13 protein-coding genes are annotated in these 12,813 nt (G+C 42.2%); 4 read left to right on the forward strand and 9 right to left on the reverse strand.

Annotation, left to right across the window (positions count from 1 at the left end):
• Nucleotide 1 precedes the first annotated feature (1 nt).
• Nucleotides 2–2,290, reverse strand: a complete 2,289-nt coding sequence (locus AC2A4J_RS12020; protein ID WP_484176178.1) for a type I secretion system permease/ATPase — start codon at nucleotides 2,288–2,290, stop codon at nucleotides 2–4.
• A gap of 146 nt (nucleotides 2,291–2,436) precedes the next feature.
• Between AC2A4J_RS12020 and AC2A4J_RS12025 the strand changes: the two genes are divergently transcribed.
• Complete coding sequence (locus AC2A4J_RS12025) at nucleotides 2,437–2,808, forward strand: hypothetical protein (protein ID WP_484176179.1); 372 nt, start codon at nucleotides 2,437–2,439, stop codon at nucleotides 2,806–2,808.
• A 37-nt stretch (nucleotides 2,809–2,845) separates the two neighbouring features.
• Here AC2A4J_RS12025 and AC2A4J_RS12030 read toward each other — a convergent pair whose 3' ends face one another.
• The 5 genes from AC2A4J_RS12030 to AC2A4J_RS12050 form a co-directional block, all read right to left on the reverse strand.
• On the reverse strand, nucleotides 2,846–4,795 hold the full coding sequence (locus AC2A4J_RS12030) for a bifunctional diguanylate cyclase/phosphodiesterase (protein ID WP_484176180.1): 1,950 nt from the start codon (nucleotides 4,793–4,795) through the stop codon (nucleotides 2,846–2,848).
• A 10-nt stretch (nucleotides 4,796–4,805) separates the two neighbouring features.
• Complete coding sequence (locus tag AC2A4J_RS12035) at nucleotides 4,806–5,387, reverse strand: transglutaminase-like cysteine peptidase (RefSeq protein WP_255828625.1); 582 nt, start codon at nucleotides 5,385–5,387, stop codon at nucleotides 4,806–4,808.
• A gap of 115 nt (nucleotides 5,388–5,502) precedes the next feature.
• Nucleotides 5,503–5,796 (reverse strand): DUF1244 domain-containing protein, encoded by a 294-nt coding sequence (locus tag AC2A4J_RS12040; protein WP_255828624.1) that lies wholly within the window; start codon nucleotides 5,794–5,796, stop codon nucleotides 5,503–5,505.
• A gap of 41 nt (nucleotides 5,797–5,837) precedes the next feature.
• Nucleotides 5,838–6,437, reverse strand: a complete 600-nt coding sequence (locus AC2A4J_RS12045; protein ID WP_484176181.1) for a tRNA-uridine aminocarboxypropyltransferase — start codon at nucleotides 6,435–6,437, stop codon at nucleotides 5,838–5,840.
• A 30-nt stretch (nucleotides 6,438–6,467) separates the two neighbouring features.
• Nucleotides 6,468–7,193: a pyridoxine 5'-phosphate synthase gene (locus tag AC2A4J_RS12050; RefSeq protein WP_484176182.1), complete on the reverse strand. Its 726-nt coding sequence runs from the start codon at nucleotides 7,191–7,193 to the stop codon at nucleotides 6,468–6,470.
• Between the two features lie 474 nt (nucleotides 7,194–7,667).
• Here AC2A4J_RS12050 and AC2A4J_RS12055 point away from each other — a divergent pair, with 474 nt between their 5' ends.
• The 3 genes from AC2A4J_RS12055 (at nucleotide 7,668) to AC2A4J_RS12065 (ending at nucleotide 9,389) form a co-directional block, all read left to right on the forward strand.
• The gene (locus AC2A4J_RS12055; RefSeq protein ID WP_484176183.1) at nucleotides 7,668–8,342 is read left to right on the forward strand and encodes a DNA-3-methyladenine glycosylase I; all 675 of its coding nucleotides are present in this window, start codon (nucleotides 7,668–7,670) and stop codon (nucleotides 8,340–8,342) included.
• Between the two features lie 34 nt (nucleotides 8,343–8,376).
• Nucleotides 8,377–9,018, forward strand: a complete 642-nt coding sequence (locus tag AC2A4J_RS12060; protein ID WP_484176184.1) for a DsbA family oxidoreductase — start codon at nucleotides 8,377–8,379, stop codon at nucleotides 9,016–9,018.
• 176 nt (nucleotides 9,019–9,194) lie between these two features.
• Complete coding sequence (locus AC2A4J_RS12065; protein ID WP_255828619.1) at nucleotides 9,195–9,389, forward strand: (2Fe-2S)-binding protein; 195 nt, start codon at nucleotides 9,195–9,197, stop codon at nucleotides 9,387–9,389.
• 13 nt (nucleotides 9,390–9,402) lie between these two features.
• On the opposite strand, the gene bfr (AC2A4J_RS12070) is transcribed toward AC2A4J_RS12065, so the two are convergent.
• The 3 genes from bfr (AC2A4J_RS12070) to parC all read right to left on the reverse strand — a co-directional run bounded on the left by bfr (AC2A4J_RS12070) (nucleotide 9,403) and on the right by parC (nucleotide 12,769).
• Entirely contained in the window at nucleotides 9,403–9,867 is a 465-nt protein-coding gene (gene bfr / locus AC2A4J_RS12070; RefSeq protein ID WP_484176185.1) for a bacterioferritin, read from the reverse strand.
• A gap of 11 nt (nucleotides 9,868–9,878) precedes the next feature.
• A complete protein-coding gene (gene bfr / locus AC2A4J_RS12075) occupies nucleotides 9,879–10,352 on the reverse strand; it encodes a bacterioferritin (protein ID WP_255828617.1) in 474 nt (157 codons plus the stop codon).
• A gap of 119 nt (nucleotides 10,353–10,471) precedes the next feature.
• Entirely contained in the window at nucleotides 10,472–12,769 is a 2,298-nt protein-coding gene (gene parC / locus AC2A4J_RS12080) for a DNA topoisomerase IV subunit A (RefSeq protein ID WP_484176186.1), read from the reverse strand.
• Nucleotides 12,770–12,813 lie beyond the last annotated feature (44 nt).

A 12,813-nucleotide genomic window follows, 5' to 3' on the forward strand; every position in this document is an offset into this window, starting at 1 on the left:
ATTAACTGACCTTCAACTTGCCTTGACGAAGCGCTTCATGCACTTGCGCTTTTGGACCATCAGCAATTAAGCGACCATTATCCATAACGATAATACGATCAACCATATCTAGCATAGAGGCCTTGTGTGTAATTAAGATAAGGGTTTTGTCTTTCACTCCCTCAATTAAACGACGCTTCATCCTTGCTTCTGTCGTGTTGTCCATCGACGCTGTCGGTTCATCCAAAATCAAAATTGGCGGATCAAAAAGCAACGCCCTTGCTATAGCAATACTTTGGCGCTGACCTCCAGATAACAAGGCACCACGCTCTCCGACAATACTGTCTAAACCGCTCGGCTTACGATTCGCAAATTCAGAGACACCTGATAAGTCCGCGGCACGAATAACAGCGTCGTCTTCCATGTAGGGAACCCCCATGACAATGTTATCTTTGATAGAACCATAGAATAAATTCACATCTTGTGAAACAGACCCAATATTTCGACGTAAATCTGTTGGATTTACCTGACGTAAATCCACTCCATCAACTCTTATCGCACCACTATCCGGTGTATAAAGACCGGTCATTAACTTACCAAGAGTCGATTTACCTGAGCCGATCCGACCAATAATGGCCACCTTTTCACCTTGCTTAATATTGATATTAATGGCGCTAACAGCGGCTTGTTCCTGCTCAGGATATGCAAAATTGACCGCTTCAAACTGGAAATCACCTTGGAACACTGGACGATGAACAAATTTCACATCATCAGGGTTTTCGACTGGCGTAGACATGATTTCATTCAACGAGGTGAGTGCAGATTTTGCCTGGTTGTAACGCGTCGCAAGGCTGGCTACTTGCGCCATTGGGCCAAGCGCCCTTCCAGTCAACATTACGGTTGCCACCAAGGCCCCCATACTCATGAGACCTTCTGATATCTGGTAAACACCAACAATAACAATAATGACCGTGGTTAATTGCTGTGCAACCATTGCAAAAGAAGACGATGATTGTGACAACTGACGAGTTTTCACCCCCCAGTCAGCGATATTACCAACCGCATTTTCCCACTGTTTCTGCATCACACCTTCCGCATTATTGAGTTTTACGCTTTCTGCGTTGTACAAACTCTCAATCAAAACCGCATTTTTTTGTGATGCCGTCTTTTGCCCTTCTTCAATAGAGCGACGTAAAGGAATTTGTATGATGACACTATAAAGAACGATTAAGGCAATAGTGACAATAGGAATGTAACCAACGGGGCCACCAATTAACCAAATCACCCCAATAATTAAGAACATAAAAGGAATATCAACCAAAGTGGTGATCGATGCCGACGTAATAAAATCTCGAATACTTTCAAACTCTTGAAGGTTCTTAGCAAAAGCCCCAACAGACTTGGGTCTTGATGCCATAGTAATGTTACTTACCCGAGAAAAAATAGCCGCAGAGATCAAGATATCGGACTTTTTACCTGCAATATCGATGAAATAAGCCCGTAAGGTGCGCAATAAAAAGTCAAATAAATACACTACTGCCGCCCCGATGGCCAACACCCAAAGAGTATCAAACGCGTTATTTGGTACAACGCGATCATAGACGTTCATAACAAAAAGAGGACTGGCAACGGCAAAAATATTGATTAACAAGGACGCGATAAAAACATCTCTATAGATTCGCCATGAACCCGCAATCGTCCCCCAGAACCAATGTCCTTTTTTACCTTCTTTTTCGTCACTTTTTTCAGAGCGTTTATCAAATTGATACAAGGGTCGAACGAAGAAGCAATAGCCAGTACAAGATTCTGCAAGCTTCTCTATTTGGAGTGTAATTTCACCTTCACCCGATTCTGGACGAAGTATTGTGGCGGTGCCTTGCTTTTTATTCAATTCAAGCAAAATACAGGCTTGCTGATCTTTTAGCAGCAACACCGTCGGCATAACCATATCCGGAATTTTTAAGAGGGACCGCTTAACAAAGCGAGTGCTAATGCCAATACGTTTAGCGGCTCGTTGGAAAAGTTCTGGCGTCATCGCATTGTCGGTAATAGGTAAACCAGCCGCAATACCATTAGCAGTATAAGGATTATGAAAGTATTTACTTAGCAAGACTAAGCTGTCCAACAGCGGATTTGGGTACTCTAAAGACGCGCCTTGTGTATTCCACTGATCTACATTCTCTTTAGAACTCTCTTTATTTTTTACGTCCGCCTCTCCTTCGTCTGATTCATTAGTGACTTCATTCTCTTCATACGAATCATTTTCTAAAGGTTGCGAAGAGTTCTGTTCTGAACGACCAGAGTCAGACATACTCTATATTCTCCTAAAACTACCGAAAATCTGTTTTTTTTATAAACAAATAAGCTATTAATTATGGTCTAGAATAGTGTTTATTAAGTAATATGTGAAGCGAACTTATCGCCTTAGTACAAATTGAAACACAGAAGGAAATCAACATGCTATATGCAAAAGTCAATGACAATGGTGTAATTATTGATGTAGCCACTTCTCAATCAGATGAGTACAAATTACTGGTTGCACCAAATGATCCGACTGTTGCTAGCATTCTGGAAAAAAAATTTACTGCCGCCAGTACCAGCACACAAGAAATACTCGCCAGCTCCGATGGTGAAATGATGCGAATACTCGAAGATTTAGTCGACCTTCTTACCGAAAAGCGCCTCATACAATTTACCGAGCTTCCCCTAGCCGCACAGAAAAAACTACTGGGTAGAAAATGGGTTCGTGGCGTACACAGTAGCCATGATGAAGGATTAATGACAGATAGTGGGATGGCCGAAGGCGATGACGAGGACGCTCTTATCTAAAAACATCAGCGCCTTGGTAGCAAGATAAGTAGCTCTTCTACATATCTTGCGCACGACCAATGAGGAACCCTTGTCCGCCCAAGACATCAAAACGCTTCAATGCAATTAATTGCTTTTCACTCTCAACCCCCGTCGCAATGACTTCAATGTTTAAGCTATTAAACATCTTACATAAGGTGTGCATAAAGAATGACTCAGACTCCTTGCCCGCCGCCATTCGCGTATAAGAGGAATCTACTTTTACGTAGTCAGGCATTAGCGTTTGTAAGTATTGAAAGGCTGAAAATTGCTTGCCTACATTATCAATCCCAAATAAAACATTCTGCGTTTTCAACATCTGCGCCAATTCATTAGCCTGAGCCTCTTCCATCAAAACACTTTGCTCTGAGATCTCAAACATCAGTTTACTTTTAACATCGGCGCTAAGAAGGCTTAAGGTTTTATTCAGCCAGTCTACAAAGGCTGGCTTAGCGTATGAAGAAGCCGAAAGGTTTACCGTTAATGAAACCGTAAGCTGTCTCGATTTTATATGCTCGATTACTCGGCTAATGATAACTTGGTCAATTTGACTGCCTAAATCGAACTGCTCAGCCAAACCGATAAAATACCCAGCATGATACTCTTTACCTGCATGCTCCAAGCCCATAAAGACCTCTTCATGAAGCACAACTGAAGGTTCATCCAAAGTGGTAATTCTTTGCTTCTTGAGCTTAAACGATTTGCGCAAGATGGCGGACTCTAATATGTCTTTCCAAGCCGTTCGACTAATAGCCATGTTTCGGCCCATGTTAAGATCAAACACCTTACTGACATTGACACCTTCTCTTTTTGCCTCACGCAGAGCGGCATCCGCTTGAGACATGGCACTTGATCGTTCTACTGAGCCATCAATGGTCACCCCGCCAATATTAGCTACATCAACAGAATAACTAATGCTGGCGGTATTCAACTCCATTAGCTCTGCCAAAATTTCATCGACCACTTTAATAAGCTGACGGTGGTCAAAATTAGGAATAAGTAATACAAAATCTGCACCAGATAAGCGCGCTAAGGTAGAAAAAGAGGAAAGCGTAGACACTTTTTGGGTTAAAATGTCAGCAGCAGACTGAATAAACATATCCGCAGATTCATAGCCACGTTCATTATTTAATTTTCCAAGGTCGGCCAAACTGATCAACACCAAACCATCGATGCCGCGCTCTTGCTCTGCAAAGTGGGATTTCATCTGACTATCAAAAAAGTGTCGGTTACCCAACCCACTGACAGGATCTTTAAAAGCTTTAGCTTGCAACCACTGGGCGGTCTCGACTTCGGAAGCGAATTCCTTTTCTAATTTCTCCGCCATGCGGTTCATGGACAAAACAACAGACTTAAGCTCTCGTGTCTTAGGCACGGCAATAGTTTTAATAAAACGACGTTGCTGAATCGCTTCAGCTTGTTTTTCAAGCTCAGCCAAAGGACGGAATAAATAGCGCAAAGCAAAACTACCAACAACAAGTGTTATCGCACCAATCACGAAAAAGGAGATCAGCAAATCACGCGAAGCCAACCAAAGTTGGTTATAGCCATAGCCAGCACTACCGGTTATGTAGACTTGCCCAAGCTCACTCCAACCATTTGAAATAATCGCTTTGGCGACTGGAACTTTAAAGTCGATCAGATCAATAAACCAGGTTGGTACACCATCTATTTTTGTCTCATTGGAGCGGCTGATGTCTTTGTCTGTATCGTATACATGAATACGTACCTCAGAAAAATAGCCACTATCAAACACCGCGTTAATGCTACTTTCCACTGATGCATAGTCCTCCAGCGCCATAAAATCAGACACAGACATACTCAATGAGGTGGCTGAGTCTTGAGTCGTCGATTCCAGCTGTCCGACTAAATACCCTTTTGTCGTATCAAAATTGATCCCCATTACCACGGCGAGCATCAATGAGAATATGGCAATAATCGTCATCATTAATTGGCGGAACAGTGTCATCCAATTTCTCCTAATTTGTCATCGTATTAAAACGATCATTTAAATCTGTCCACAAGCTCAATCTTGATGAGCCACCTACCAATACACCGCGCCCTTTTTCTTTTGAAAGCCACAAATTCTCTGCGTTGAATGAATAAATAGGCAAAAGATCATTGCGCTTTGACGCGGGTTTTAATTCTTTATCAAGATTATCAAGCAAGACAGGGATGGAAGTTGGTTTATGATAATACGCCAATACCATATGATGCTGGTTAAGCTTTAAGGCTTTTACATACACAAGTCGTAGCTTTTCATCCGGTACACCAAGTTCTCGAAGCGTGAAATATTTGGCAATAGTAAAATCTTCACAATCTCCGGCTTGCATACCTAAAAATTCAATAGGTGTTGCCCAATAGTCTTCCTTCCCCCACAAAGTCATGTCATCGACAAACTCCATCTGGTTAAAAAAGCTATTTACTTGAGTGAGTTGATCAACAATAGGTAAAGATCGGGAGTCATCGATCAGTTTTCGCCATGCTAAAATACGTTTTTCTGCACTTGCCCCATAAACTGAGCCCGCTTGCTTCGCTAGTCTTCTATATTTATCAGACACATCAGCGTACAGCCAAAAGTGTGGCAAAAAACACATAATCAGAAGCACACAAGCCAGGCGCTTGGTGCTTCTTAAGTGTGAAAGAAACGAACTGAATCGTTTTTTCACTATAACGTTACTTGTCAGACTTAGGCTTTGCATTAAAAGCAGCTAACTGCTCTGCAGTGGCTTCTGGCTGATACTTGGCTTTCCAAGTGTCATAAGGTTCGCCATATACATACTCACGTGCTTCATCGTAATCTACTTTTACGCCCTGCTGCTCTGCCTCTGCCATATACCATTTACTTAAACAGTTACGACAAAAACCAGCCAAGTTCATCAGGTCAATATTTTGCACCGACTTATTATCATCAAGATGCTTTAAAAGACGACGCAATACCGCTGCTTCAATTTCAGTTTGTTTGCTCATAATAATTTCTAGTCTCTCTTTTTCTCATAACGGAATAACTATTAATCAAGGTGTCGGTGACTCAAAGGCTGCCTGCGCCACTGCCATTCTTGAGCAGCCACCATAAACTCTCGTAGTGGCTGCATATTTTCACCAGTAACTTGCTCTATTGCATAAGCACAAGCTTCCAGAGTCGATAAGGATTCTGCACTGGGTGACTTGCGAATACGATATTGCCCTTCTGGCGGCTGCGAAAAGCACACGGCACCAAAAGCATGCAATAAGGGCTCTGTAAAATATAGCTTCTTCGCTTTACGCCAAGTAGCATCAAGTAAAATCAACCCCTCAATTTCAGAAGCCGTGTCAGCGCTTATAGATTCAATAGACTCAGCAGAATCCGATGGAAACACTAAACGCCATTTGGCCGGATCTATTTGGCTAAAAACCTGTATCATCGCATCATGATTGGCTGTCGAAATACATTCCACCGAAGACAAGCCTAAAGACAACAATGATACAGTGTTCTTTGCATGTTGCGCTTCTTTCGGATCTTGTAGAACCAAGATTTTTAATCGTGTAGAAAGCGCTGGTATCCACTGACAAATACACTGATCAGCTAAAAAGAGACAATCATCACAGCGTGTTCTTTTTGAACTTTGCATAATCAAGTTTCTTACTTAGCCGCTTACTTCTCAAGCCAATTTTTCAAGATAAGCTTTGACCACGTTGTTCCAGCCTAGATCCAATGCTTCAACCGTCAATGCATGGCCGATTGACACTTCCATGATTCGACCTTGCTCACATAAAGCCTTAACATTGTTTAAATCTAAATCGTGGCCAGCATTCACTTCTAAACCGGCATCTAAAGCAGCTTGTGCGGCTTGCTGATAGGTTTCCAGTACCTCATCAAATCCTTCTTTACCAAACGCATTGGCATAGGCTTCTGTATAAAGTTCTACACGATCAGCACCTACCTCTTTCGCTAACGCCATGTTTTCAGGATCTGGGTCCATAAACAAAACAACACGTATACCTTTTGCTTTGAGTTTAGCAATAACGGGACGCAATGCATCTTGGTCACGGGCGATGTTCCAGCCATGGTCGGACGTTAGTTGATTTGGGTCATCAGGCACTAACGTGCATTGATCCGGCTCCACTTCTAAAACTACGTCTAAGAACTGCCCATCAGGAAAACCTTCAACATTTAACTCAGCACCAGGAAAACGCTTTAATAGTGCCTTCAAATCATGGGCATCTTGATAAGTTGCATGACGCTGATCAGGTCTTGGGTGAATGGTAATACCAAACGCACCCAGCTCAAGCGTACGCTCCGCCATATCAATCAAATTTGGGTAATCTCTTCCACGAGAATTTCGAAGTAAACCAATTTTATTCAGATTAACGCTTAAGTGTGTCATTCAACTTCTCTCGACAGGGTCATTTATTGGCATTATAGGACAAACACATAGCGTCCATCACTAAAATACCAAACAAGTTATCCGCTCAGCCATTATCTAGGGAAGGTGCGAACAAGTCCTCTTGTCTCAGCATGTGGATAAAAGCCTGTTATTCGAGGCGAGTAGCGAATGTGAATAGTGGTTCTATTTTCGAGGTGCTCAACAAAGAATACAGGCTTTTAGGACATGCCCTCGGCAATTGCTCCTGCATTGCCCTTATTACCTACATCCATGTAGGCATGCGGGTCTTTCAGGGCTTACTATTAAAAATAACAGGCCACATGTCGTTGCGACTCTTTGAAAGGTACCTACATTCCTTCAGAGTCGCGCCTTATTTGACGATTTCTCTGAAAGACTGAGGCTTAGTAGACTTATTCGCACCTTCCCTAGAGCAAGGCTTATGATAAACTGGGCGCCACAAAATAGGAGTCCAATATGAAATACGAACTCTTTCAATCCATTTATGAACGGGCAGCCCTTCGCCATGGTGGAAAAAAACACCTAGACGCTATGCTCTCTGTTCCACTTAGTACAGCACAACTTAGTCAACACAGTGACGATAGGTGGCTTGCTGCCTTCTCTCAGAAAGTCTTTCAATCTGGCATCAATTGGCAAGTGGTTCGCAACAAATGGTCCGGGTTCGAAACCGTCTTTTTCGGCTTCGACATTGAAAAAATGCTACTTATCCATGACGAAATGTGGGAAGAGAAAGCTAAAGATGTTCGCATCATTCGTAACTTTGGCAAAGTGATGACAATCCGAGAAAACGCCTTAATGATTAGCGAATGTCAGGCCAGCCATGGATCATTTTCGCATTTCGTTGCTAACTGGCCGAATGATGACATCATTGGCTTGTGGGCTTATTTGAAAAAACATGGCGCTCGTCTTGGTGGTAACACCGGCCCATACACATTAAGAGCAATGGGCAAAGACACCTTCATGCTCACAAGAGATGTAGAGGGCTATTTACGCCAACATGAGATCATTACTACAGGACGAGATACTCAGTCCGCATGGAAAGCGGCACAAGCTGCATTTAATCACTGGCACAAAGAAAGCGGACGCTCTTATACCGAAATCAGCCAATGCATTGCGCTAAGCGTCAATTAAACACTTTAAACTTTATTATTCTTTAGGAGAACACATGGCCGACCTGCGTATCGACATTATTTCAGATGTCGTTTGCCCTTGGTGCTATTTGGGCTACTCACGCCTCAAACAAGCAATTGAACAATTGGGAGATGATTACCGCATAGACATTCGCTGGCAGCCCTTTGAGCTGCATCCCGATATGCCGTTAGAAGGTGCTGATAGAGAAACGTATCTAGGTGAGCGTTTTGGCAGCCCAGAAAAACTAAATGAAGCCACACATGCCATTCAACAAGTCGGTATTGAAGCGGGTATTCAATTCAATTTTTCTGAAAAAGATCGCATCCCTAACTCCAAGCTTGCCCACCAATATGTGCTTGCTGCGACTAAATCTGGATTAGGCACACCATTTGTCTTAGCGACCTTCCATGCTTATTTCACAGACGGAAAAGACATAGGATCAAAAAGTATTCTTGAAGAAGTAGCAGTTAACATTGGCATGCAAAAAGCTGATATAGAATACGCACTCAGCGCAGAAGCGAAAACTCTTACTGAGAAGAAGCTACAACACCTACGCAGCTTGGATATCCAGTCTGTGCCTACTTATGTCATCAATGATAAATACATGGTTCATGGTGCTCACGACCCTGAGTCCTTCCTCAAAGTGCTGACCGACATCGCTGAAAAAGAGCTGTAATCGAATCCTGCTGATAAGGTTAAACCCGCTATTTAGCCTTATCAGCACAGCCAACCTACAAACCTCTAAAAAAAACTATCAAACCGCACAAACAGATAAATTTTTATCTATTGATAATCATTCACATTAAAAATAGAATCTCATAATTAGAATATTGGTGAGAGTGATTTTCATTTATGTACGTTTGTATTTGTAACCGAGTATCAGACAAAGAAATCAAAGCGTCCATTCAAGATGGTGCGACGACAATGCGCGAGCTATATAAAGAGCACAGCATTGGTAGCCAATGCGGAAAATGCTGTCAGTGCGCAAAAAAGCTACTGAACAGTGAGTTAATCAAAATTGCTGAAACCCAAGTTCAAGTAGCTTAATTGCGGCATTGAATTACATTTGAGATTGCAGGTAATTTTCAATGCCAGAACTGGCAATTAGGTGTTGCTGAGTTTCAAGCCAATCAATTTGCTCTTCTTGCTCTTCTAATATTTTTTCCAGCGTATCACGACTCATAAAGTCTTTTTTCTGCTCACACAAGTCAATTGCTGCCTTAAGTGCTGGCAAAGTATCCAATTCAAACTCTAAGTTAGCCGAAATCATTTCTTCGCTATTTTCACCAATGCGCAGGCGACCAAGGTCTTGCAGGTTCGGCAAACCTTCTAAAAACAAAACACGCTCAATCAAACGATCTGCATTCTTCATTTTTTGAATGGAAGTTTTGTAATCTGCTTTATCAAGCGCACTTAAACCAAAATCTTTAAACATGCGAGCATGAAGAAAATATTGGTTAATACCAACCAATTCATTGGCCAATACTTTATTAAGGTTGGTAACTACGTCACGATCCCCTTTCATAGCACTTCTCCTTAGTTACCCATCTGCGATTGGTAATAGTTCTGCATGCCAATTTTTTCCATCAGACCAAGCTGTTTTTCCAACCAATAAACATGATCTTCTTCAGTGTCGAACAACAATTTTTCAAGGGTCTCACGTGTTTGATAATCGCCTTCAGATTCACACACAGCAATCGCTTCGCGAACACAAGTAACCACTTCTAGCTCTAGAGTTAAATCATTGCTCATCATAGAGTGCACATCAGAGCCAATTAATAAGTCACGACGTTTTGTCATGCATGGCACGCCTTCCAAAAACAAAATTCGCTTAATAAGCCAATCTGAGTGCTGTGTTTCCTCTTCCATTTCATGATTAAGACGCTCATAAAGCTTGCTCAAGCCCCAATCTTCATACATACGTGAATGAATGAAATACTGATCGATTGCTGCCAACTCATTCGCTAACAAAGTATTCAAACTATCAATTACTTTTTTACTACCTTTCATATTCTTCTCCTCTTATTTCAAGTAAGTCCATTTCACATGACAAATGCAGTACAGAAAACTTGATTCATAAAAAACGAAAGTCTAGGGCATAACCCTAGACTCTAGCATTAGTTTAGTTTTTAAAACAAATCTTGGCTTGGAGGATCATCCGCTTTAGCCACCTTACCTTCACCTACTTTGACTTCAAGACTATCTATACGCTGAAGCCCTCTCGGTAGCTTCAAGCCTCGACGACCACGTTCACCTAGATATTCTTCAAGATCTTTTTCCGTAAAGGAAATAAAGCGTTTTCCAGCATACGCCGTCAAGAGATCATTTGGCTGAACACACGCCAACGCAATAACTAACTCTTCTCTATCAGCAGCACGAGCACTTGGAATACTCAGCATTTTATTACCTTTACCTTTCGCCATCTGCGGTAGAGAAACAACATCAAACGCTAACATACGACCTTCATTAGAGATAGCAACAACACGACCTAATGTCGGATCTTGAACCAAAACCGGCGCCATTACTTGAGCACCTTTTGGTAATGACAAGGTCGCTTTACCCGCTTTATTTTTAGCGTATAGATCTTTTAGCTGTGCAACAAAACCATAACCCGCATCACTTGCTATCAGGTAATGAGCCTCTTCGCTATCCAACACAGCAGAGACAATAGTGGCGTCTTTTTCCAATGAAATACGACCAGTAATTGGCTCACCTTGTCCACGAGCAGAAGGTAAGGTATGCGCTTTAATCGAATAGGTTCGTCCATTAGATGCAAGCAAAACAAGTGTCTGGTTCGAACGCCCTTTGGCACTAACCAAGAACTCGTCGCCAGATTTGTAGCTCAAACCATTCACATCAATATCATGGCCTTTAGCAGCACGGATCCAGCCTTGCTTAGATATAACTACCGTAATGGGATCATTAGACAGCAAATCTTCTTCACTAAAAGCTTGAGCCTCTTTGCGAGCCACAATGGGTGTACGACGATCATCACCAAAATCATCAATCGCTTCTTGAATCTCTTCAGTAATGAGTTTTTTCAACTTACGATCAGAAGACAATAGCGCTTCTAATTGCTTACGCTCTTTTTCCAACTCGTCTTGCTCGCCCTTGATACGCATCTCTTCAAGCTTGGCAAGATGACGTAATTTTAACTCTAAGATAGATTCGGCTTGCGTGTCACTCAAACCAAATCGAGCTATCAGCTCTACTTTGGGTTTTTCTTCCGTACGAATGATTTCAATGACTTCATCGATATTTAAGTAGGCAATTAACAAACCTTCTAAAATATGCAAACGGTTATTCACTTTATCAAGGCGGAACTGCAAACGACGACGAACCACATCGATACGAAAGCGCAACCATTCAGATAAAAAGTTCTTTAGGGGCTTAACTTGAGGCAAACCGTCCAAGCCAATCACGTTCATATTAACGCGATAGGACTTTTCAAGATCGGTCGTTGCAAAAAGATGCGTCATAACCGAGTCAATATCGACACGATTTGATTTCGGAACAATCACTAATCGAGTCGGATTTTCATGGTCTGATTCATCTCGTAAATCCACCACCATAGGCAATTTTTTCGCCTGCATCTGCGCAGCAATTTGCTCTAGTATCTTGCTACCGGATACCTGGTGAGGCAATTCGTTAACGACAATTTCGCCTTCTTCTATTGTAAAACGTGCTCGCGCTTTAATCTGCCCTTTGCCGGTTTCATACAATTTAACTATGTCACTTTTTGGCGTTATTATTTCACCACCCGTTGGAAAGTCAGGGCCCTGAACATAATTAAGCAGATCATCTAATTCTGCGTTTGGATTATTAAGCAGGTGAATACAAGCACCGCCAATTTCACGCAAATTATGTGGCGGAATATCCGTTGCCATACCAACGGCAATACCCGTCGTACCATTCAACAATAAGTTAGGCAGACGAGATGGCAAAACAGATGGCTCTTGCAATGTACCGTCAAAATTAGGTGTCCAATCCACCGTGCCTTGGCTAACTTCTCTCAACAAGACATCGGCGTATTTTGACAAACGAGATTCGGTGTAACGCATAGCCGCGAAAGATTTAGGGTCATCTGGCGCACCCCAATTACCTTGACCATCAACAAGCGGATAACGGTATGAGAAAGGCTGAGCCATCAACACCATAGCTTCATAACACGCACTGTCACCATGAGGATGGAATTTACCTAGCACATCACCCACAGTACGAGCCGATTTTTTATATTTGGCGGTGGCCTTCAACCCCAATTCGCTCATCGCGTAGATAATACGACGCTGAACTGGCTTCAAACCGTCACCGATATGCGGCAAGGCTCGATCCAAAATAACGTACATGGAGTAATTCAAGTACGCTTTTTCTGTGTAGTCTTTTAATGAAAGGGTTTCATTCGACTCGAAATTTGACAACTCACTCAAGGAATTTTTCCTTCTATAATCGTTTGCATGGACAAATTATCAGC

The organism is Marinomonas sp. ATLA20 (assembly GCF_057180105.1).